A 20,022-nucleotide genomic window follows, 5' to 3' on the forward strand; every position below is an offset into this window, starting at 1 on the left:
ATCACCGTCCGATCGACGCCGCGGTCCGCAGCATCTCGTCGGCGGCCGAGATGGCGCGCGAGTTGATCTCGTAGGCGCGCTGACCGGAGATCATCGCCACGAGCTCCTCCACGACGCTCACGTTCGAGCCTTCGAGGAAGCCCTGCGTCAGCTGGCCGAGGCCGTCCTGGCCGGGCGTGCCGAGCTGGGGCGGACCGGAGCTGTCGGTTTCCTTGAAGATGTTGGCGCCTTCGGCGCGCAGACCGGACGGATTCGCGAAGCGCGCGGTCTGGATCTGGCCGACCTGGCTCGGCGCCGACTGCCCGGCGAGCGTCACGCTCACGGTGCCGTCGTCGCCGACCGCGATCGACTCGGCGCCGTCCGGGATGTTGATCTGCGGCGAGAGCGGGTCGCCCGACGACGTCACGACCGAACCCGTCGAGTCGAGCTTGAACGCGCCGGCGCGGGTGAAGGCGGTGGCGCCGTCGGGCAGCGTCACCTGGAAGTAGCCGTCGCCGCCGATCGCCACGTCGAGCGGATTGGTCGTCTGATTGAAGTCGCCCTGCGCGTTGATCCGCTGCACGGCGGCCGGCCGCACGCCGAGGCCGACCTGGATGCCGGTCGACGTCTGCGTGGTGCTGGTGGCCGGACCGCCCGGCTCGCGCGAGGTCTGGTACAGCAGGTCCTGGAAGTCCGCCCGGCTCTTCTTGAAGCCGCTCGTGCTGACGTTCGCGAGATTGTTCGCGATGACGTCGATGTTGAGCTGCTGGGCTTCGAGGCCCGTGGCAGCGGTGTAGAGCGCTCGGATCATGCTCGCCTCTCCCTCGCCCGCGCCCCTAGACGCGGCCCACGTCGTTGATCGCCTTCGACGTCATCTGGTCGAGCCGCTCGGCGGCCCGCATGTAGGTCTCGAATCCCCGCACCGTCTCGATCATCGCGACCAGCCCCTCGACCGGCGACAGGTTCGCGCTCTCGGTGGCGCCCTGGACGATCTGCACGCTGCCGCGCGCCGCGTCCGTGAGCGCCAGGTCGCCTGCCGCGAAGCGCGTGCCGCTCTCGCGCACGAGCTTCCCGGGGTTCTCGACGGTGACGATGCGCAGCTGTCCGACGCTCTGGTCGCCGGCGCGCACGCTGCCGTCGGCGCCGAACACGACGGGCCCCTTCGGGATGCTGATGTCGCCGCTCGTCCCCTGCACCCGGCTGCCGTCGCTCGTCGCGAGGTAGCCCGCGGCATCGATCGCGAAGTCGCCGCTGCGCGTGAGCCGGTCGCCGCGCTCGGTCTTCACGACGAAGAAGCCCTCGCCCGCGAGGGCCACGTCGAGCGGGTTGCCGCTCTTGTTGATCGAGCCCTGACCGAAGTCGGTCTCCACCCAGTCGCGGGTGACCGGTGTCGGCACCGCCGTCGGCGGCGGCACGACATCGCCCGCCCTCTCCGCGCGTTGCAGCACGCGCTCGGCCTTGAATCCGACGGTGTTGGCGTTCGCGAGGTTGTTGGCGAGCGCGTCGAGCCGCGTCTGCGCCGCCAGGCTGCCCGACATCGCCGAGAAGATTCCCGCGTCCATTCATGCCCCTCGCGTCGTCGGAAACGAGCAACGCCCGTGCCAGGCGCCGGACGCACGGTCCGCCGCGGCAGCCGTTGCCGACCGGCAGAATCTTCCGGGCCGCTCTTGCCGCCCGTCCTCACGCATGCGCGCCGGCCTCCGGCGTCACCGTCCGCCGGCGCGCCGCGCGCGCCGCCTTGAGGCCGATCACGAGCCGCACCTCCGCGGGCGCGACCCCGACCCGACGCGCGATCTCCTCCACCGCCGTGCCGGCTTCCGCGAGCACCTCGATGCGTTCCGCGGTCTCCTCGGTGTCGCCCGCGGCCGCCGGCGCCGCGACCGGCGCCGCCGACCCCGTGGCGGGCGCCGCACGCACGGCCGCGTCCCGGCGCTCGCCGCGCGCCGCGCGCGCCGCCCCGGGCTCGACGCCCCCGAACGCCTCCTGCGCCTCCCCGAGGAGCGCCCGCAGGCGCGCCTCGCGACCCGCGAGCTTCTCGTCGAGATCGCGCGCGAGCCCTTCACTCTGCGCCACGAGCGCGCGCAGCTCGTCGAAAATCACCTGCAGGCGCGCCTCGCGTTCCCGCCACGCGGCGCCGGGATCGCGCCCGAGGCGCCAGAGCAGCGCTCCCAGGAGGACGACGACCGCACCGTCCAGACCCGGACCCACCCACGTCACGACCGTCTCCATCATCGTTCCTCCGCCGCGGCGCCGTCCGCCGCGCCGCCGAAGTGCTCGTGCAGGAGCCCGCGCAGCCGCAGCAGCGCCTGGGCGTGGAGCTGCGAGACACGCGACTCGGTGAGCCCGAGGACCGCGCCCGCCTCCTTCATGGTGATGCCCTCGTGGTAGTAGAGCGCGATCACCGTCCGCTCCTTCTCGGGCAGGGTCGTGATCGCCTCCGCCACGAGGTCGGCGCGCTCGCGCGACAGCATCGCCTGCATCGGATCGGTGCCGTCGCCGTCGAGGAGCTTCTCGATCTGCCAGCGGTCCGGTCCCGCGTCGACGCCGAGGTCCTCCAAGCTGAAGAGCGACATCTGTCCCACCTCGGACAACAGCGCGTGGAGCTCCGGCAGCGACAGGCCGAGCGCGTCGGCGACCTCCTCCTCGGTCGCGGGCCGGCCGAGCTGCCCCTCGAGCTTGTGGTACGTCTTCTCGAGGACGCTCGCCTTCTGGCGCACGCTCCGCGACACCCAGTCCATGCCGCGCAGGCGGTCGAGGATCGCTCCGCGGATGCGGAACTGGGCGTAGGTCGCGAAGGCCGCCTGCTTCGTCGGGTCGTACTTCTTCATGGCGTCGAGGAGGCCCTCGATGCCCCAGCTCACCATCTCGTCGAGCTCCACCTGCGGAGGCTTGCGCACGGCGAGCCGCTGCACCAGCCAGCGCACGAGCGGCAGGTAGGCGCGCACCGCCTCGTCGGACGGCGGCGTCCCGTCGGCGTGCGCGGGCGGCGCGACGCGGGGACGCGGCGCCGACCGCGATGTGCCTGCGACCGTCGGCATCGTCAGCGCGCGGCTCCCATCGCCGGTCGCCCCCCGTCGGACGCGAGCAGGCGGCGAAAGAAGAACTGCAATCCGCCCTTCGCCTTGGCATGCGCCGGCGTCGCGCAGAGGCGCTCGGCGAGCCCGTCGATCGCGCGCGTCGCCGGCGTCGCCGGGGCGTGGTCGACCACCGCCTGCTGGCGCCGCACCGCCTCGGGCACCTCGCTGTCCCACGGCACCCAGCCCGCGAAGCGCAGGCTGACGTGCAGGAAACGCTCGGTCACGCGCGTCAGCTGCGTGAAGGTCTTGCGGGCCTCGAGCTCGCTCCGCGCCATGTTCACGAGCACGGCGAAGCTGTCCTCCGCGTAGCGCGTCGCCAGGATCTTGATGAGCGCGTAGGCGTCGGTGAGCGCGGTCGGCTCGGGCGTCACCACGACCAGGGTCTCCTGCGCCGCCGTCGCGAAGAACGTGACGTTCGCCGAGATCCCGGCGCCGGTGTCGATGAGCAGCACGTCGAACTTCCCGTCGAGGCTGTCGACCTGCTCGAGGAGCGTCAGGCGCTGGCCGTCGGACAGCTGCGTGAGATCCTCGTATCCGCTCGACGCCGGCACGATGAGGATCCCCGACGGTCCGTCGACGAGCACGTCGCGGATCGCGCACTCGCCGCGCAGCACCTGGCGGAGGGTGGCGTGCGGGTTCAGGCCGAGCAGCGTGTCGAGGTTCGCGAGGCCGAGATCGGCGTCGATCACCACCACGCGCTTGCCGCGCCGCTGGAGCGCGATCGCGAGATTGGCGACCACGTTCGTCTTGCCGACCCCGCCCTTGCCGCTCGCGACCGCGATCACCTGCATCCCCGTGTCCCCGTCCGCCGCTTCCATCGTCACGCCTTCCCCCTGCTCCACGATCGTCCTCCGTCCGTCAGGCCGCACTGAGCCACGCGGCGACCGCCCGCCCGTCCGCCGTCACGAGGTCGTCGGGCACCCGCGTGCCCGTCCCGAGCCAATCGAGCGGCACGCCGACCTCGGCGAGCCACCCGCACGCCGTGCCGAGCCCGCCCCCTTCGTCCACCTTCGTCACCACGGCCGTCGCCGGCTCGAGCGCCGCGAGCCGTCGCCACGCGGCGCGCAGCGCCGGCTCCGACGTGCCGGCCGCGACGACCGCCGCCGTCACGACGCCCGTCCGCACCGGCGCGAGCAGGCGCGCCACCTCGGCGGCGCTCTCCTCGTCGCCGGCGAGACCCGCCGTGTCGACGTACACGACGTCGCAGCGCTCGAAGCCGGCGAGGGCGCGGACCAGCTCGTCGGCGCCCGTCGCCGAGGCCGCCGGCACGCCGAGGAGACGCGCGTAGCGGCCGAGCTGCTCCGCCGCGCCGATCCGCCGCGTATCCGCCACGACGAGCCCGACCGACGCGCCGCGCGCGACGGCGCGCGCGGCGCGCTTCGCGATGGTCGTCGTCTTGCCGGCCCCGGTCGGGCCGACGAAGGCCGTGACGGATGGCTCCGGCGCCCCCGGCACCGCCACCAGGAGGTGCCGCTCGATGCTGGCGGCGAGGGCCGCCGCCGCCGGCACGCCCTCCGCCCGCAGCCGCGCGAAGCTCCGGGCCACGGTCTCCGCCAGCACGGGCGCCGTGCCCTGGAGCGCCAACCGCTCCGCGATCTCCTGCGCCTCCTCGTCGAGCCCGCCGACCACGCCGCGTCCGGGCCGCAACGCCCGGTCTACCCGCGCGACCCGGCTCGCGAGCGCGCCGAGCTCGCGCCGGAGGGCGGCGAGCGCCGCATCCCCCGCCGAGTGCGGCGCCGCCGGCGCCTCCGCGCCCACCGCCGGATCGAGGTCGACGGCCGCCGTGATCTCGACGCCGCCGTCCGGGAGCGGACGGGTGGCGAGGATCACCGCCTCGGGGCCGAGCGCCGCCTTCAGCGCGGCGAGCGCCTCGCGCGACGAGGACGCCGTGAATCGCCGGAGGCGCATCAGGCGGCCGCCCCCGCCGGCGCGACCGTGGCGGTCGCGGTGGGACGCGGCACCTGGAGCCGCGCCGCCGACTCGTGCTCGTCGTCCAAGCTCACGACGCCGAGCGAATGGATCTTCACGTTGGCCGGGATCTCGCCCGGCGCCACGACGGAGAGGCTCGGCAGGAACCGCTCCGCGAGCCGCCGGAGATGGCCGCGCACGTTGGTCGAGCAGAGCACGAGCGGCTGGTGCCCGTGGAGCGCGAACTGCTCCGCCCACGTCGCGAGCTTCCCGAGCAGCCGCTGCGCCGTCGCCGGCTCGAGCGCGAGATAGGTCCCGTCCTCGTTGCGGTGCACCGATTCGGCGATCGTCCGCTCCAGGCGCGGCGCCAGGGTCACGAGCGGCAGCGTCCGATCGGGCGTGAGGAAGCGGTTCACGATCGCGCGCGACAGCGCGGCGCGCACGTGCTCGGTGAGCTGGTGCGCGTCCTTGGTCTGGGGCGCGTAGTCCGCGAGGGTCTCGATGATCGAGAGGAAGTCGCGGATGCCGACGTGCTCGCGCAGCAGGTTCTGCAGCACCTTCTGCACCTGCCCGAGCGAGAGCTGCTGCGGCACGAGCTCCTCGACGACCTTCGGGTGCGTCTTCGCGAGCGCATCGAGCAGCCCCTGGATCTCCTGTCGCCCCAGCAGCTCGTGGGCGTGGCGGCGGATGATCTCGGTCAGGTGCGTCACCACCACGGTCGCCGCGTCGACGACCGTGTAGCCGGCGAGCTGCGCCTGCTCACGGTCGCCCGCCAGCACCCAGAGCGCGTCGAGTCCGAAGGCCGGCTCCTTGGTCGGCACGCCCCGGAAGCCGGGATCGGCGCCGCCCGGATTGATCGCCAGATACTGCCCGATGCGGATCTCGGCGCGCTGAATCTCGACCCCCTTCAGGAGGATCGCGTACTCGCCGGGCTTGAGCTGCAGGTTGTCGCGGATGTGGACGGGCGGCACCACGAAGCCCATCTCCTCGGCGAGCTGCCGCCGGAGCGTCTTGATGCGCTCGATGAGCTCGCCGCGCTGGGCGGCGTCGACCAGCGGGACGAGCTCGTAGCCGACCTCGAGCTCGAGGAGGTCGAGGGGCGCCGGAACGTCGGACTTCTCCTCCTTCGGCGCGTCGGCGCGCGCCTCGAGCGCCGCGCGGGCGATCTCGGCCGCCTTGTGCTCGCGTCCGGCATAGGAGAGTCCGCCGAGCGCACCCGCGAGCGCCACGAACGGAAGGAACGGTAGGCCAGGCAGGAGCGCCAGCGCCGCGAGGATGCCGCTCACCATCGCGAGCACGCGCGGGTTGAGCAGCATCTGCGACGTGACCTCGCTGCCGAGGTCGGTGCCCGAGGCGGCCCGCGTGACGACGATGCCCGCGGCCGTCGAGATCAGGAGCGCGGGGAGCTGCGACACGAGCCCGTCACCGATGGTGAGGATCGTGTAGATCTCGGCCGCGCTCTTCACGTCGAGGCCGCCCTGCACGACGCCGATGAACAGGCCGCCGACGATGTTGATGCCGGCGATCATGAGGCCGGCGACCGCGTCGCCGCGAACGAACTTCGACGCGCCGTCCATCGCGCCGTAGAAGTCCGCCTCCGCCTCGATCGCCCGCCGGCGCTCGCGCGCCTCGCGCTCGGTGATGCCGCCCGCGTTGAGCTCCGCGTCGACGGCGAGCTGCTTGCCGGGCATGGCGTCCAGGGTGAAGCGGGCCGCGACCTCGGCGATGCGGCCCGCGCCCTTGGTGATGACGACGAAGTTGATGACGACCAGGATCAGGAAGATCACGAAGCCGACGACGTAGCTGCCGCCGACCACGAAGCTGCCGAACGCCTGGATGACGTGTCCGGCCGCCGACGCGCCGTCCTTCCCGTGCAGCAGGATGAGCCGGGTCGAGGCGACGTTCAGCGAGAGCCGCAGCAGCGTCGTGACCAGCAGCACCGACGGGAACGTCGAGAACTCGAGCGGCTTGAGCGTGTACATCGCCACCAGCAGGATGATCAGCGACACCGCGATGTTCACCGTGAGCAGCAGGTCGAGCAGCATCGTCGGCAGCGGGATGATCATGACGATCACCACCACCACGAACGTGAGCGGGATCACGAGCTCGCCGCCGGCGAGCACGCGCCCCATGAAGCCCTGCGCGGCCGGCTGCTGGGGGGCCGCCGCCATCAGCCGACGCCTTCGCCGGCCACGCGGCGCTGCCTCAGGCCGTAGACGTAGGCCAGGATCTCCGCGATCGCGCGGTACAGCGTGACCGGGATCTCGCCGCCGACCGGCACGCTGCGGAAGAGCGCGCGGGCGAGCGAGCGGCGCTCCATGATCGGCACGCCGTGCTGGCGGGCGACCTCCTTGATCCGCTGCGCCATGCCCTCGGCGCCCTTGGCGACGACCTTCGGCGCGCCCATCTGCCCCGGCAGGTACTTGAGCGCGACCGCCAGGTGGACGGGATTGGTGATCACCACGTCGGCCGTCGGCACGTCGGCGACGCTGCGCGCCTTCACGATCTCCTGGTAGGCGCGCTTCAGGCGGCCCTTGATCTTGGGATCGCCTTCCGCCTGCCGCGTCTCGTCCTTGACCTCGCTCCGGGTCATGCGGAGGCTCTGGTGGTGCTGGCGGCGCTGCCAGGCGTAGTCGGCGGCGGCGAGCACCACCAGGATGCCGGTCGCCCAGCCGACCAGCCGCGCCATCTCGAGACCCACGATCGACAGGATCTCGCGGGGCGCCGCCCCCGAAAGCGCCACGATCTTGCCCTCGGCCGCGCGGATCAGCTTCCACGCGAGCCAGCCGATCAGGGCGATCTTCACGATCGCCTTCGCGAGGTCGAAGAACCCCTTGGACGAGACGATGCGTTGGAAGCCGCTCGCGGGCGAGATCTTGCTCGCGTCCGGCAGGAGCCGCTTGCCGTGGAGCTGGAACCCGATCTGCGCGACCGTCGCCGCGACACCCGCGAGCGCGGTCGCCGTCAGGATCGGAATCACCACCGCCGTGACGTCCTGCAGCATGCCGTGCAGCAGGTCGCCGAGCTGCGCCGGGGTCAGATCGAGCTTGGTCACCGCGACGAGGCTCCGGCGCATCGCCTCGCGCAGGCTCCCGATCGCCGCGTCGCCGCTCTGCCAGGCGGCGAGCAACGCCGCGAGCAGCACCGTCGCCGCGGTGATCTCGGCGGACTGCGGGATGCGCCCGTCGGCGCGCGCCTCCTCACGGCGTTTGGGTGTGGGCTCTTCGGTGCGATTCGCGGCGTCCTCGGCCATGGCCGCGCCCGCCTATCCGAGCGCCCGCACGAGGTGCGCGAGCGAGCCCTGGATCTCGCCGAAGCTCGCTTCCAGCAATCGCACCGTGAAGGGCTGCGACGCCGCGAGCACGAAGAGCCCGGCCGCGACGTTCAGTGGAAAGCCGACGATGAAGACGTTCAGCTGCGGAATGAGCTTGGCGAGCACGCCCATCGCCGCGTTCACCAGGAGGAGGAGCACGAGGACCGGCGCCGCGATCTTGAGCGCGACCACGAAGAGCCCGCCCGCGAGGTCCATGACGATGCCGAAGCCCGCCGCCGCCGGCAGCCCGCCGCCGAGCGGCAGCACCGTGAAGCTGTCCGCGACCGCACGGATCAACACGTGGTGGCCGTCGATCGAGAGGAAGAGGAGGAGCGCCACCAGGTTCTGCCATTGGGCGAGCGAGGTGATGTGCTCCTGGGTCTGCGGGTCGATCAGGTTGGCGAGCCCGATGCCCATCTGGATGCCGGCGAGCTGCCCCGCCATCTGCACCGCCCCGAAGGTGAGCTGGGCGACGAGGCCGAGGACGAAGCCGATCATCGTCTCGAACGCGAGCATGCCGAGGACGACCGCCGCCCCCGCGTCGGCGGCGAGCGCCGGCGGCGTGTGTCCGAGGATCGGCATCATCGCCAGAGTCACGAAGAACACCATGGCGGCCCGCACGCGCAGCGGCGCGGTCCGGGAGGCGAAGATCGGCGCCATGAGGAAGAGACCCGCGACCCGCGCGAGCGCGAGCACCAGCACCACGACGCGGTCCTGGCCGAGCGAGAGGAGGTCGCCGACGACGCCCATGGCTCAGCGCACCAGTCCCGGAACCGCCTCGAAGAGCGCGATCGTGTAGTTGAGCATCTTCTGGAGCATCCACGGCCCGAAGAGCACGAGCGCCAGGATGGTCGCGCCGATCTTCGGAATGAACGTGAGCGTCATCTCGTGGATCTGGGTCAGCGCCTGGAAGACGGCGACGACGAGGCCCGCCACGAGCCCGAACACGAGCACCGGCCCCGAGAGGATCAGGCTCATCTCGAGCGCGTTCCGCCCGAGCTGGAGCACGGTCTCCTGGGTCACTGGAAGCTCCGTACGAGAGAGCTGATGAGCAGGTTCCAGCCGTCCACCAGCACGAAGATCATCAGCTTGAACGGCAGCGAGATCAGGACCGGCGGCAGCGTGATCATGCCCATCGACGTCAGGATCGACGCGACGACCATGTCGAGCACGAGGAACGGGATGTAGATCATGAAGCTGATCGTGAACGCGGTCTTGAGCTCGGAGATCATGAACGCCGGCACCACCACCTCGGGTGGGACGTCGGCGGGCGTCTCGGGCCGCGGCCGGCCGCTGATGCCGAGGAAGAGCGCCAGGTCCTTCTCGCGCGTCTGCCGCAGCATGAAGGCGCGGAGCGGCTGGAAGCCGCGCTCGAGCGTGTCCATCGCCGCCGCGTCCTCCTTCAGGTACGGCTGCACGGCGTGCTCGTTCACCTCCCGGATGGTCGGCATCATCACGAAGAAGGTGAGGAAGAGCGCGAGCGCGACGATCACCTGATTGGGAGGCATCTGTTGCGTGCCGACCGCCTGGCGCATGAAGGCGAGCACGATCACGATGCGCACGAAGGCCGTCACGCCGATCATGATCGCCGGGGCGAACGAGAGCAGCGTGAAGAGCACCAGGAGCTGCAGGCTCGTGGAGAGCCCGTCCTGCGCGTTGCCGCCCACCTCGAGTGAGAGCGCGGGCGCCGCCAGCGCCGCGGCTGGCCACAGGGCGGCGCCGACGCCCAGGGCGACCCCCGCCAGCCGCCGATACGGCCCCATCTGCGACTCCGTCACCGTCGGGCTCCGGCGGGAAGCGCGACGACCGTACCGCTCGCGGGCGCCTTCGCTTCGCCCGGCAATTGGCTCAGCAGCGAAACTGCGTCGTCCGTCAGGCCCAAGAGGAAGCGTTGCGCTTCCACCTCCACCACCGCGACCGCCTTCTTGCCGCCGAGCGAGCGCATGGCGACGACGCGGATCGGGTTCGCGGCGGTCGGCAGGAGGCCGCGGCCCTTGAGCCACCAGTGTACGAGCGTCGCCGCGGCCGTCAGCAGGAGGACGGCGGCGATCACGGGCCAGGCGATCTCGGGCGATCCCGATGGCGTGAGGGGACTCATCGCATCCGCTCGACCCGCTCGCTCTGGCTCACGATCTCGGTGAGGCGGACGCCGAACTTGTCGTTCACCATGACGGCCTCGCCGCGCGCGACCGCCCGGCCGTTGATGAGCACGTCGAGCGGCTCGCCGGCGAGCTTCGCGAGCTCGATCACCGACCCGGCCGTCAGCGACAGCAGCTGCCGCACCGGCATCCGCACGCGGCCGAGCTCGACGCTCACCCCGAGCGGCACGTCGAGGATGAGCTCGAGATTGCCGTTCTCGACCTCCCCCGCCGCCTGCGCCACCACCTGTCCTTCGTCCGCCATCGCTCCGCTCCTTCTCTCCGCTCCGCCGCCTCAGGCCGCCTTCGCGACCACGCGGACGGCGTTGTTGCCCCGACTCACCCCCGGCACGCCGGTGAGCAATCGGATGCCTTCCACCGACACCGCGAGCGGGTCGTCGGCCCGGGTCTCGATCGTGACGAGGTCCCCCACCTTGAGGCGCAGGATCTCGCGCGCGGTGAGATCGGCGATGCCGAGCTCCACGCTCATCGTGACGTCGGTCGCCTCGATCACCGTCCGCAGCGCCGCGAGCCAGGTCGCGTCCGGCCCGCGCTCCGCCGCTTCCGGCTCGCCGAGCTTCGTGCGGATCGGCTCCAGCATCGCGAACGGAATCGCGAACGTGAGCGGCGTCGGCCCGCTGCCGAGATCGCAATGGAACGGCAGCAGGAGGATCTGGTCGGTCGGCGCGCAGATCGCGACCGAGATCGGGTTGGTCTCCGAGCGCGTGAACGCGCAGGCGATCGGATGGACCGAGGCCAGCGCGTCGGCGAAGTCCGCGAGCGCCAGCGCGACGACCCGCTGCACGGTCTGCATCTCGATCGCCGAGCACTCGCGGCGCGCCCCGCTCGTCGGCACGCGCCCGAGCCCGCCGAACACCTTGTCCACCAGGCCGTAGGCGAGGTTCGACGAGACGACGACCAGCGCCTGCCCGCGCAGCGGCGCCATCGTGAAGAGGTGGAGATTGGCGGGCGTCTCCAGTCGGTTCCGGAAGGTCGCGAACTTGATGAGCTCGAGCGGCTTCGCCTCCACCTCGGGCGGCGTGCCGAGCACCCCCGCGAGCGAGGGCTTCAGGCGGCGCACCAGGCGCTCGCGCACGAGGTCGAGCGCCTGGAAGCGGCGACCGACGATGCGCTCCTCGCCGAGGAGGTCGTAGTCCCGCGTCGTGCCGGGCTCGGGAACCGCCTCTTCGGCGGGCACGTCGCCGTCGGCGAGGCCGCGGAGCAACGCGCTCACTTCGTCCTGGGAGAGGGTCTCGCTCATGCCGGTCGTGGCTCCGTCGTCGGGCGCGCGCTCACTGGACGATGAACTCGGTGAAGTAGACGGCCTTCACCAGATCGCGGTCGAGCACCTGGTTCACCCGGGCGATGATCTCCTCGCGGAGCTGCTGCTTGCCCTCGGGCGTGCGGATATCGTCGAAGGTCTTGCTGGTGAAGAGCGTCAGCAGGAGGTCGCGAGTCTGCGGCAGACGGGCCTGCATCGCCGGCGGGATCTCGGCGTTGCCGAAGTCGATCTGAAAGGTGGCCTTCAGGTAGCGCCGCCCGCCGTCGTCGGCGAGGTTGGCGATGAACGGATCGAGCGAGAGGAGGCTGCCCTTCCCCGCTCCGGCGCCGCCATGGCCCGCCGCGGCCGGCTCGCCATGGCCGTCACCCCCGTGGCCCCCCTCCTCGACGGCCGCGGTCGCCTCGGCGTGCTTCGGCGCGCCGCCCGCGAACGGACCGATCCCGAGGTACCAGAGCGCGGCGACGGCGCCCGCGAGCACCACGACCCCGCTCCCGATCATCGGGACGAGCTTCGACTTCTTCTTCTCCGCTCCTTCGGCTGGCTTCTCGGCTTCTTCCGACATGGGCGCTCCTTGCGATGTGACGGTCCGCTTGCCGCCTCCGGGACAGACCCGGAGTCGCGGACCGAAATTGCAAGGCCCATGCCCCGCCCGTGCCGCCGCGGAGAACGCGGAACAGCACGCCGCATCGAGGGTTTTCGTGGAGCGCCGGCGCCCGCGGCTCCGGCGGGGTCAGATTTCTGGCGAGCGCCGTGTCGGGGAAGCCGTCATGGGGCGCGGCCGACCGGACGCCGACTGGCGGCGCGTACCGCCCCGTGGACGGACGAAAGCGGGGCGCGCACCGCGGGAGGGCTCCGGGCGGTCCGCGCCCCGGCCGAGCGTCCGGCGGGTTTACCGGACGATGTTGATGAGGTCGTTCAGGAGGGTGTCGCTCGACGTGATGACGCGGGCGTTCGCCTGGAAGCTCCGCTGGGTCGAGATGAGGTCGATGAACTCCTGCGCGATGGCGACGTTCGAGAGCTCGACGGCGCCCGCCACGATCGCGCCGAGTCCGCCGGATCCCGGGGTGCCGATCGCGGGCGAGCCCGAGTCGACGGACTCGCGATAGAGCCCGTTGCCGAGCGGCGTGAGCGCGTCGGGCGCGGTGAAGTTGGCGAGCGCCAGCTGGAAGAGCGGACGGGTCTGGCCGTTGTCGAAGACGCCGGTCACGATGCCCGCCTCGCTGAACTCGAGCGAGAGCAGCTGACCCGCGCCGTAGCCGTTCTGCGACTGGAAGCCGACGGCGGAAGGCCCGGCGAACTGGGTGATGCCGTCGATGCCCTGGCCGGGATTGGCGACCGGGTCGGTGTTCGGCGTCCCGAAATCGAGGTCGATCGTCTGCGCCGATGCGCCCGTGAACGTCACGCTGACGGTCGCCGGCGACGGCGCAGAGTTCAGCGAGCCGTCCGGGTTGAACACGAGCTGGCCGTTGCCGAGCGCGCTCAGCTCGCCCGCAGTACCGCCCGTGTCCCCGGCGTCGACCCCGACGTTGTAGTCCCAGGTGTTCGCGCCCGTCCGGGTGAAGAACAGGTTCAGCGTGTGCTTCGCGCCGAGCGAGTCGAACACGTTGATCGACGTCGTGAAGTTCGAGGTCGCGTAGGCGGTGTCGAAGGTCGTGCCGTCGAAGCCGCTCGGAATCAGCTCGACGTCGGCGCGCAGATTCGCCTTCATCTCGATCGCGGTGGTGGGCACCGGCTGGCTGCTGGAGCCGGTCACGGTGATGTTGGTCGGCGCCCCGACGGGCGCCTCGAGGGCGTTCAGCGCAAACCCCTGCACCGGCAGTCCCTGGCTGGTGACGAGGTTGCCGTCCGAGTCGAGCCGGAAGTTGCCGGCGCGCGTGAAGAGGTTGCCGTCGCGGGTGCCGACCACGAAGAAGCCGTTGCCCTCGATGGCGAGGTCGGTCGGCCGGCCGGTGCTCTCGATGTTGCCCTGCGTGAACGAGGCGCTGATGCGCCCGATGCGGGTGCCGAGGCCGATCTTGCCCGCGCTGCCGCCGCCGCCCTGCGCCGACAGCAGATCGGCGAAGTCGGTGCGACTGCCCTTGAAACCGATGGTGTTGACGTTCGCGATGTTGTTGCCGATCACGCTGAGCGCGGCGCCCGTCGCGACGAGACCGCTGCGTGCCGTACCGAGTGCTCCGAAAATGGCCATGACTTCTCCTTCCCTACTCCGTCGCTGCTTCCTGGATTTCCGTGACGTCCGCGAGCACGAGCCTGCGCTCCCCGAGGAGGAGCGTCGGCGCGCTGCCGGTGAGGTCGACGCCGGTGACCTTGCCGGTGACGAACGTGGCGATCTGCCGCGGCGCGCCGCCGGCCGGATCGGCCTGCGACAGCACCACCGCGTAGCTGCCGTCGTCGAGGCGCGGCGCGCCGCTCACCGCCGAGAGGTCGAACGTCTGCGTGCCCGCGCCAAGCCCCTGGAGGTCGACCGCCGCGACCTGCCGGCCGCTCGCGTCCACGATCTTCGCCTGCACGGTGCCGCCGCTCTGGAGCGTGAAGTCGAGCGTCGTCGCGACGCCGTCCTGCACCGCGATGCCCGCGCTCGGCCCCGTCACCTCGCGGCCGATGAAGCCGACCGCGTCGAACTTGCCGACCCTGTCGCCACCGAGCCCGGCGAGCTTGTCGTTGATCTGCGTCAGCTGCTCGAGGCTCGAGAACTGCGCGAGCTGCGCCGAGAAGTTGGCGCTGTCGAGGGGGTTCAGCGGGTCCTGGTTCTGCAGCTGCGCGATCAGGAGCTTCATGAACTCCGCCTGGTTCACGACGTCGTTCTCGCGTCCCCTGGACGCGCTCGCGCCGGACGTGCCGCTCGCACCGCTCGCGCCGCCCGTACCGCTCGCGCCGCCCGTGCCGCTCGCGCCGCTGCTCGCCGTGCTGCCGGTGTTGGCAGTCGCCTTCGACGCGATCGACGAGATGAGGCCGTACGCCGAGGTCGCGGCCGAGATCGCCAGGGAGGGAGGGATCATCGCCTCAGACCCTCACGCTCACGCGCCCGTTCGCGAGCGACGCGGCCGTGGCGTCGGCGTCCGCCGGCGCGGTGGTGGTGACGGTCGCCGACGGCGGCCCGCCCGGCGCGCCGCCGCCCCGACCCTGGTCCTCCGAGCGGGCGAAGCTCGCCGCCCCGCCGCCCGACCCGACATCGACCGAAAAGTCGGAGAGGCGGAGATCGCTCCGCTGCAGCGCCTCGTGCAGGACCTGCTGCTGGCTCGTGAGGAGCGCGCGCGTCGACTCGTGCTCGGCCACGATCACCGCTCGCACGCCGTCGCCCTGCACGTGCAGGCGGACGTCGATGTGACCGAGGCCTTCGGGCTCGAGTTGGAGGCGGATCTCGCCGCCGCCGCGAACGGCCGACAGCCGGACCGCGTCGGCGACACGCTCGCCCCAGCGCGGCTCGATCCCACCGGGATGGTGCGCGGCGTGCTCCGCGCGCGCGACGCCGGTGTCGTGACTGGTCGCCGGCGTCGAGCCGACCGCGGTGGTCGTCACCGTCGACGCGGATCCGCCGTCGGCCGGCTGGACGGAGAGCGTCGTCGCGACCTCGGGGACGGCCGGCGCCCCCGCCGACGATGCCGCTTGCGGCGTCGCTTTCTCGTGCACGACCGTCGCGCCGTGGCGATCCGACGAGCCGAGATCGAGTCCCTGGTGCTCGGGCGCGCCGCTCGCGAAGGACGACGCCTGCGCGTGCGCGATCCCCGCCCCGGCGCCGTGCTCGGCCGGCGCGCCGGCGGTCGGCTTTCCGGCGGGCGGCGCATCCCCGGCGCGCGAAAGCCGCGGCACGCCCGCGTGCGCCCGATCGGCGATCGCCGCCGAGGCCGGCGCCGTGTCGATCGCCGTCGTCGCCGAACCGTCGCCGAGCGGCGCAGCGTCCTTGTCCGCGTCCGCCTCTGCCGCCTCGACGGCCGTGGCCGCGACGGCCTCCACCTGCGGCGCGGAGTCCGCGGACATCGAGCCTGCCGCCGCGACGGTTACGGTCGCAGACCCGGCCGTCGCGAGCGTCGCGGCGATCGCGCCGCCGCTCGCCTGCCCGCCGGACGCGAGCACTGCCGCGGCGTCGCTCACCGCACCGGTCGCGCTCACCGCCGCGCCGTTCGCCGCGCCTCCGTCCGCCATCGCGCTCGCCGTGGCCACGGTCCCCGCCGGCGTCGCGCCGAGGGAGAGCGCCGCCGCCAGCGCGAGGTCGATCGTCCCCGTCGCGCCGCCGCCCGCGTCGGTCCCCCCGCCGTCCGCGTCGCCGGCGGCGAGCGGCTCCTCCCCGAGGTCGTCGCCGGCGAGCGCCGCTTCGAGCGTCGCCGGAAACGCGGACGCGGCCGTCGCGTTCCCTCCGAGCAGGAGCGCCAGGAGATCGGCGTCTCCACCGGTCGCCGCGGCCCCCGTCGTCTGCTCCGGTCCTCCGCCCCTGACGCGTGTGAGCTCCATGTCGAGGGAGCGCTTCAGCAATGGCGGTGCCAGCAACGAAGGGCCTCGGCTTTCGCGCACCGCGCAGGTCGCCGAGGAAGAATCCGCCCCGGGTCTCGGCAGAAACTGCCGCGGGCCGCCGGGTTCGCCCCGTCGGCGGAAGTACGCTCCGCCCCCGGCGCTCCGATGCGAGCTATCGCCGTCGCCGAGGATGCAGCTAGTTGTTCGGGGTGATGGAGGCGCGACGGCGACGATCGCTCCGCTCCGGCGGCCTCGCGCTCCTCCTTTTCCTCCTTGCCACTCCCGACGCTGTCCGCGCGCGCGACCTCGTCGTCGCGGCGACCGGCGAGGCCGCCCTGCAGCAACCGATGGTCGTGCTCGGCATCGGCGACCGCCCGACCGCATCGTCCCGGCCCTCGAAGAATCCGCTCGAAGATCTCGTCGTGGATCTTCCCGCCGTCGCGATCCTCGACACCGGCGCCAGCGGTCACGTCCTGTCCCACGCCAGCGCCACCCGCTTCGGCGTCGAGGCCGAGCCCGGCTCCCGCCACTTCGAGGCCGGCGTGAACGGCGACCATGCGATGGGGGTTTCGCGCGCCCTCACCCTCACCGCGACCGACCTCGAGCCCGACGACGACGACGACGACGCGCCCCGCGGGCGGCGTTCCCGCGCGAGCACGTACCGCCTCGCGTCGCAGCGCTTCCTCTTGAACGACGCGCCCACCGACCCGGGCGCGCTCCTGCTGTCGCCCGGGGCCATGGTCGACGTCGTCGGCATGCCCCTCATCCGCGAGCGCGTCGTCGAGATCATGCCCGGCAGCGGCGACGAGGGCGCGGCGGTCGGCGTCACCGTCCGCCTCCATCCGAGCGCGGCCGGGCTCAGTGTCGACGCCTGGATCCCCCTCGCCCTCACCGACTTCAACCGCCGCGACCCGCGCAACCGCGGCCCCCTGCCCTCGCTCGCCGAGAACCCGCTCGTGGAAGGGATCCGCGTCGAGCGCGGCGCGGACGACGCGGAAGGCGACTGGCTTCTCGACACCGGCGCCGCGTGCAGCATGATCTCGACCGCGATCGGCCGCGCCCTTGGCCTGGTCGACGCCGCCGGCACCCCGACGCGTCGGCCCGAGTTCACCCTCCCCGTCGGCGGCATCGGTGGCGGCCACTCGAATCTCCCCGGCTTCCGCCTCGACCGCCTCGTGATCGTGACGGACGACGGCCGCGATCTCGTCTTCGAGCGTCCCGCCGTCGTCGTCCACGACATCAGCACCACGCTCGACGACGGCACGAAGCTCACCCTCGACGGCATCCTCGGCATGAATCTGCTCCTGCCCTCGGGCACCGGCATGACGATGCTCGGTGCGGCGCGACAGCTCCCGTCGCCGTTCGCGCGCATCGTCATCGACGCGCGCGGCGAGCGACTGGGCGTGAAGCTGCGCTGAGGGGCGGCGTCCCCGCGAGCACGAAGGGCCAGACCCGGCCCCATCGGCAACACGGCGATCTTCAACGCCTCGGGTCTGTGTCTCAACGACGGCGGGAACAGCAAGGCGGGCTACGCCACCAACGTCGTCAACGACAACAACGGCGGCAACGCCAACCCGCAGCTCTATGGGGGCGTGCAGATCGGGCCGAACGTCTGCGGCGGCGATACCGTGTGCCCGTAGACCGACGCGCGCCGGCCCGCCGAGCGTGATCGGGTCGGCACCACCGCGACCGACGCCGAGTATCCGTTGCCCGCGACCTGCCGTGCCGCATGAAATCGCGGCATGGCGAGCCTCACGCTCTCTCGCACGGGCGTGCCCATTCGCCTCGGCGACGAACGTCGGGCGCACATCGTAGCGGGGCATCCCGAGCTTTCAGGAATGCGGCTCGCCGTCCTGCGCGCCGTCTCGACGGCCGATCGGGTCGTCGCGGCCACGGACGGCGCCGCGATGGCCATCCGCTACGTGGCGCCCCGAAAGACCCTCGTGGTAGTGTACCGCGAGCTCGGGACGACGGACGGGTTCGTGATCACGGCATTCCTGACGTCGCGGTTCCCCGCGCTCGAACGACGCGTACAGCTATGGCCCCGAACGAATTGAACGCCTACCTCGATCTCGTTCCGCTGCTCGTGCGCTCGCCGCACGGTGTCTTCTCGTCCTCCTACGACGCCGAGGCGGACGTGCTCTACATCACGCTGAAAGACGGGGCCGGCGCGACGGACAGTCAGCTCACCGCGGACGACGTCGTCGTCCGTTACGAGGGCACAGAAGTCGTCGGGCTCACCGTGCTGCACGCCAGCAAACGCTGACCGCGTCTGCGCGATCGAAACGCCAGCGACGCAGGTGCCACCGGAATGCGCTCTCGTGAGCTTCGCACCGCGCGCGGGTGCCGGAACGCGCTGCGCTACGTGCTGCTGAACGCCCGCCGCCACGCCGCTCGGGCCGGCGCCGCGCTCACGGCCTCGGTCCGCCTCGATCCCGCGTCTTCCGCGCGCTGGTTCGACGGTCGGAAGCCGGAAACCCTCGTGACCTAGGAGTCTGCGCCACGGATCGCTTTCGGCTGCGAATCGCGATCCATCCGCGATCGACGGCGTCGCGCGACCCTCGGCGTATCGCACAGATACGCGGTCGGGTCGCGCTCCTTGTGCTCGCGGCGGCTCACGGTTCTCGCTCGAAACCGATCCGTGGCGCAGACTCCTAGCGCGCCCTGGACAGGCGGGCGGCCGCATCTCCGGTCGCCCGCGCGCGCACCTGGCTGCTCGCAATGGGCTGGCGCCGTTACGGTCTGCTCGACCCGAGCGACGTACCGGGCTGAGCACGCACCCCTACGCCGAAGACGATCTCGGCCGAGCGCAGCCCCCTCACCGCTCCGCCAGCGCCTGCGTCAGCGCGATCGCCCGCTCGCGGCTCATGAGGGGAAGGATCTCGCCGACCTGCTTCTCCTTCATGCGCCGGAAGATCGTGAGGACGGTCGGGGCATCGAGGCGGTCGAGGATCGGAGCGGCAGCCTCGGGCTTCATGGTGCCGTAGATCTTGGCGAGGGATTCGGCAGAGGCGTCGACGGCCTGGCTCGCGGCCTTGGCGCGCGCCGAGAGGCGCTTCTCGATCTCCTCGAGGCTCGCGACCTTGGCGACGACGTCCTTCTCGTAGCGCGCCAGGCGCTCCTCCTTGCTCGCGACCTCGCGCTCCCGGGCCTCGAGCTCGGACTGCCGCTTCTCGAGCGCTTCGAGGAGCGTGCGGACGTCGCCGCGCATGGTGAGGCTGCCGCTCGCGCCGCCGACCGCCGCGACCGCGGCGCCGCCGTCGGTCGTGGCGGTCGTCCCGCTCGCGAGCGCAGGGCCTTCGCTCTGCGCGAGGACGAGCAGCGCGAGCTTCCCGACGATCACCACGACCAACGCGGCGCGGAGCCCCCGTCCGCTCCGACCCCTTCCCTGCGCCTCAGACGGCTTCATGACCTTGCTCCTTCCGGCGGCGGTGACGGTCGACGGCGACCTCGTCGAGGGCGCGCTCCAGCGCGCGCGCCTCCTCCTCGAGGACGCGTTGGCGATGCACCGCTTCGAGCCGGACGTACTTCTCCTCCTCTTGGCGGGCGCGCAGCAGCTCGGCGCGCTTCACCTCGAGGGCCCGACCGAGCCGCGCGATCTCCTCCGCCTGGGCGGCCTCGGCCGCCGCGAGGGCCGCATCGTACGCCCGCCCGACCTGCAGTGTTTCCGGCGTGAGCAATCCGGCGCGGGCGGCCTCTGCCTCCTCCTCGCCGCGCCGCTCGCGCTCGGCGAGGATCCGCATGGCCTCCCGCCGCGCCGCCCCGAGCCGGGCCGCGAGCGCCTCCGCCTCGTGACCGCGCAGGCGCCGCATCTGCTCGCGCAGACGGAGCACGCGCGCCAGTCGGAACGACGCCCCCATTCACCCGCCCTCCGCG

General features: G+C 72.3%; 24 protein-coding genes. 4 read left to right on the plus strand and 20 right to left on the minus strand.

Going from position 1 to position 20,022, the window contains the following annotated elements; translation table 11 throughout:
• Position 1: 1 nt before the first annotated feature.
• From flgG to IT293_09415, 18 genes are all read right to left on the minus strand, one after another.
• Positions 2-790: a flagellar basal-body rod protein FlgG gene (gene flgG, locus IT293_09330; GenBank protein MCC6764851.1), complete on the minus strand. Its 789-nt coding sequence runs from the start codon at positions 788-790 to the stop codon at positions 2-4.
• Between the two features lie 25 nt (positions 791-815).
• Entirely contained in the window at positions 816-1,541 is a 726-nt protein-coding gene (locus IT293_09335) for a flagellar hook basal-body protein (protein MCC6764852.1), read from the minus strand.
• A gap of 118 nt (positions 1,542-1,659) precedes the next feature.
• Complete coding sequence (locus tag IT293_09340; protein MCC6764853.1) at positions 1,660-2,208, minus strand: hypothetical protein; 549 nt, start codon at positions 2,206-2,208, stop codon at positions 1,660-1,662.
• Positions 2,208-3,017, minus strand: a complete 810-nt coding sequence (locus IT293_09345) for a FliA/WhiG family RNA polymerase sigma factor (protein ID MCC6764854.1) — start codon at positions 3,015-3,017, stop codon at positions 2,208-2,210. Before IT293_09345 ends, IT293_09340 begins: the two co-directional genes overlap by 1 nt.
• A gap of 2 nt (positions 3,018-3,019) precedes the next feature.
• Positions 3,020-3,847 carry a MinD/ParA family protein gene (locus IT293_09350; GenBank protein MCC6764855.1) on the minus strand — a complete coding sequence of 276 codons (828 nt, stop codon included), beginning with the start codon at positions 3,845-3,847 and terminating at the stop codon, positions 3,020-3,022.
• Positions 3,848-3,914: 67 nt separating this feature from the next.
• Positions 3,915-4,964 (minus strand): hypothetical protein, encoded by a 1,050-nt coding sequence (locus IT293_09355; GenBank protein MCC6764856.1) that lies wholly within the window; start codon positions 4,962-4,964, stop codon positions 3,915-3,917.
• Positions 4,964-7,096, minus strand: a complete 2,133-nt coding sequence (gene flhA, locus IT293_09360) for a flagellar biosynthesis protein FlhA (protein ID MCC6764857.1) — start codon at positions 7,094-7,096, stop codon at positions 4,964-4,966. Before flhA ends, IT293_09355 begins: the two co-directional genes overlap by 1 nt.
• A 38-nt stretch (positions 7,097-7,134) precedes the next feature.
• Positions 7,135-8,217 (minus strand): flagellar biosynthesis protein FlhB, encoded by a 1,083-nt coding sequence (gene flhB / locus IT293_09365; protein MCC6764858.1) that lies wholly within the window; start codon positions 8,215-8,217, stop codon positions 7,135-7,137.
• Positions 8,218-8,229: 12 nt separating this feature from the next.
• Entirely contained in the window at positions 8,230-9,027 is a 798-nt protein-coding gene (fliR, locus tag IT293_09370) for a flagellar biosynthetic protein FliR (protein MCC6764859.1), read from the minus strand.
• A gap of 3 nt (positions 9,028-9,030) precedes the next feature.
• Positions 9,031-9,300, minus strand: coding sequence for a flagellar biosynthesis protein FliQ (gene fliQ, locus IT293_09375; protein ID MCC6764860.1), 270 nt, complete (start codon positions 9,298-9,300; stop codon positions 9,031-9,033).
• Positions 9,297-10,040: a flagellar type III secretion system pore protein FliP gene (fliP, locus tag IT293_09380; GenBank protein ID MCC6764861.1), complete on the minus strand. Its 744-nt coding sequence runs from the start codon at positions 10,038-10,040 to the stop codon at positions 9,297-9,299. The genes fliQ and fliP overlap by 4 nt, the downstream gene beginning before the upstream one ends.
• Before the next feature lie 11 nt (positions 10,041-10,051).
• Positions 10,052-10,375, minus strand: coding sequence for a flagellar biosynthetic protein FliO (locus IT293_09385; protein MCC6764862.1), 324 nt, complete (start codon positions 10,373-10,375; stop codon positions 10,052-10,054).
• A complete protein-coding gene (gene fliN, locus IT293_09390; GenBank protein ID MCC6764863.1) occupies positions 10,372-10,680 on the minus strand; it encodes a flagellar motor switch protein FliN in 309 nt (102 codons plus the stop codon). The genes IT293_09385 and fliN overlap by 4 nt, the downstream gene beginning before the upstream one ends.
• A gap of 30 nt (positions 10,681-10,710) precedes the next feature.
• Positions 10,711-11,676, minus strand: a complete 966-nt coding sequence (gene fliM / locus IT293_09395) for a flagellar motor switch protein FliM (GenBank protein ID MCC6764864.1) — start codon at positions 11,674-11,676, stop codon at positions 10,711-10,713.
• A gap of 31 nt (positions 11,677-11,707) precedes the next feature.
• Positions 11,708-12,259, minus strand: coding sequence for a flagellar basal body-associated FliL family protein (locus IT293_09400; protein ID MCC6764865.1), 552 nt, complete (start codon positions 12,257-12,259; stop codon positions 11,708-11,710).
• 327 nt (positions 12,260-12,586) lie between these two features.
• Positions 12,587-13,885: a flagellar hook protein FlgE gene (locus IT293_09405; GenBank protein MCC6764866.1), complete on the minus strand. Its 1,299-nt coding sequence runs from the start codon at positions 13,883-13,885 to the stop codon at positions 12,587-12,589.
• A gap of 13 nt (positions 13,886-13,898) precedes the next feature.
• Entirely contained in the window at positions 13,899-14,696 is a 798-nt protein-coding gene (locus IT293_09410) for a hypothetical protein (GenBank protein ID MCC6764867.1), read from the minus strand.
• A 4-nt stretch (positions 14,697-14,700) separates the two neighbouring features.
• Positions 14,701-16,182 carry a flagellar hook-length control protein FliK gene (locus IT293_09415; protein ID MCC6764868.1) on the minus strand — a complete coding sequence of 494 codons (1,482 nt, stop codon included), beginning with the start codon at positions 16,180-16,182 and terminating at the stop codon, positions 14,701-14,703.
• A 164-nt stretch (positions 16,183-16,346) separates the two neighbouring features.
• On the opposite strand from IT293_09415, the gene IT293_09420 reads away from it, so the two are divergent.
• The 4 genes from IT293_09420 (at position 16,347) to IT293_09435 (ending at position 18,637) form a co-directional block, all read left to right on the plus strand.
• Complete coding sequence (locus IT293_09420) at positions 16,347-17,564, plus strand: hypothetical protein (GenBank protein MCC6764869.1); 1,218 nt, start codon at positions 16,347-16,349, stop codon at positions 17,562-17,564.
• A 420-nt stretch (positions 17,565-17,984) separates the two neighbouring features.
• Complete coding sequence (locus tag IT293_09425) at positions 17,985-18,203, plus strand: hypothetical protein (GenBank protein MCC6764870.1); 219 nt, start codon at positions 17,985-17,987, stop codon at positions 18,201-18,203.
• Positions 18,185-18,412 (plus strand): DUF2283 domain-containing protein, encoded by a 228-nt coding sequence (locus IT293_09430; protein MCC6764871.1) that lies wholly within the window; start codon positions 18,185-18,187, stop codon positions 18,410-18,412. Before IT293_09425 ends, IT293_09430 begins: the two co-directional genes overlap by 19 nt.
• 45 nt (positions 18,413-18,457) lie before the next feature.
• Positions 18,458-18,637 (plus strand): hypothetical protein, encoded by a 180-nt coding sequence (locus IT293_09435; GenBank protein MCC6764872.1) that lies wholly within the window; start codon positions 18,458-18,460, stop codon positions 18,635-18,637.
• Positions 18,638-18,964: 327 nt separating this feature from the next.
• Here IT293_09435 and IT293_09440 read toward each other — a convergent pair whose 3' ends face one another.
• Positions 18,965-19,555 carry a hypothetical protein gene (locus IT293_09440; GenBank protein MCC6764873.1) on the minus strand — a complete coding sequence of 197 codons (591 nt, stop codon included), beginning with the start codon at positions 19,553-19,555 and terminating at the stop codon, positions 18,965-18,967.
• Positions 19,542-20,006, minus strand: a complete 465-nt coding sequence (locus tag IT293_09445) for a hypothetical protein (protein MCC6764874.1) — start codon at positions 20,004-20,006, stop codon at positions 19,542-19,544. Before IT293_09445 ends, IT293_09440 begins: the two co-directional genes overlap by 14 nt.
• Positions 20,007-20,022 lie beyond the last annotated feature (16 nt).

The sequence above is a fragment of the Deltaproteobacteria bacterium genome (assembly GCA_020848745.1).
Lineage (GTDB): Bacteria > Desulfobacterota > Binatia > UTPRO1 > UTPRO1 > UTPRO1.

Bases quoted from the DNA above. Each gene is read 5' to 3' on its own strand.
- flgG (MCC6764851.1), bottom strand. From the start codon at position 790: ATGATCCGAGCGCTCTACACCGCTGCCACGGGCCTCGAAGCCCAGCAG.
- IT293_09335 (MCC6764852.1), bottom strand. From the start codon at position 1,541: ATGGACGCGGGAATCTTCTCGGCGATGTCGGGCAGCCTGGCGGCGCAG.
- IT293_09340 (MCC6764853.1), bottom strand. From the start codon at position 2,208: ATGGAGACGGTCGTGACGTGGGTGGGTCCGGGTCTGGACGGTGCGGTC.
- IT293_09345 (MCC6764854.1), bottom strand. From the start codon at position 3,017: ATGCCGACGGTCGCAGGCACATCGCGGTCGGCGCCGCGTCCCCGCGTC.
- IT293_09350 (MCC6764855.1), bottom strand. From the start codon at position 3,847: ATGCAGGTGATCGCGGTCGCGAGCGGCAAGGGCGGGGTCGGCAAGACG.
- IT293_09355 (MCC6764856.1), bottom strand. From the start codon at position 4,964: ATGCGCCTCCGGCGATTCACGGCGTCCTCGTCGCGCGAGGCGCTCGCC.
- flhA (MCC6764857.1), bottom strand. From the start codon at position 7,096: ATGGGGCGCGTGCTCGCCGGCGGCGAGCTCGTGATCCCGCTCACGTTC.
- flhB (MCC6764858.1), bottom strand. From the start codon at position 8,217: ATGGCCGAGGACGCCGCGAATCGCACCGAAGAGCCCACACCCAAACGC.
- fliR (MCC6764859.1), bottom strand. From the start codon at position 9,027: ATGGGCGTCGTCGGCGACCTCCTCTCGCTCGGCCAGGACCGCGTCGTG.
- fliP (MCC6764861.1), bottom strand. From the start codon at position 10,040: ATGGGGCCGTATCGGCGGCTGGCGGGGGTCGCCCTGGGCGTCGGCGCC.
- IT293_09385 (MCC6764862.1), bottom strand. From the start codon at position 10,375: ATGAGTCCCCTCACGCCATCGGGATCGCCCGAGATCGCCTGGCCCGTG.
- fliN (MCC6764863.1), bottom strand. From the start codon at position 10,680: ATGGCGGACGAAGGACAGGTGGTGGCGCAGGCGGCGGGGGAGGTCGAG.
- fliM (MCC6764864.1), bottom strand. From the start codon at position 11,676: ATGAGCGAGACCCTCTCCCAGGACGAAGTGAGCGCGTTGCTCCGCGGC.
- IT293_09400 (MCC6764865.1), bottom strand. From the start codon at position 12,259: ATGTCGGAAGAAGCCGAGAAGCCAGCCGAAGGAGCGGAGAAGAAGAAG.
- IT293_09405 (MCC6764866.1), bottom strand. From the start codon at position 13,885: ATGGCCATTTTCGGAGCACTCGGTACGGCACGCAGCGGTCTCGTCGCG.
- IT293_09410 (MCC6764867.1), bottom strand. From the start codon at position 14,696: ATGATCCCTCCCTCCCTGGCGATCTCGGCCGCGACCTCGGCGTACGGC.
- IT293_09425 (MCC6764870.1), top strand. From the start codon at position 17,985: ATGCGGCTCGCCGTCCTGCGCGCCGTCTCGACGGCCGATCGGGTCGTC.
- IT293_09430 (MCC6764871.1), top strand. From the start codon at position 18,185: ATGGCCCCGAACGAATTGAACGCCTACCTCGATCTCGTTCCGCTGCTC.
- IT293_09435 (MCC6764872.1), top strand. From the start codon at position 18,458: ATGCGCTCTCGTGAGCTTCGCACCGCGCGCGGGTGCCGGAACGCGCTG.
- IT293_09440 (MCC6764873.1), bottom strand. From the start codon at position 19,555: ATGAAGCCGTCTGAGGCGCAGGGAAGGGGTCGGAGCGGACGGGGGCTC.
- IT293_09445 (MCC6764874.1), bottom strand. From the start codon at position 20,006: ATGGGGGCGTCGTTCCGACTGGCGCGCGTGCTCCGTCTGCGCGAGCAG.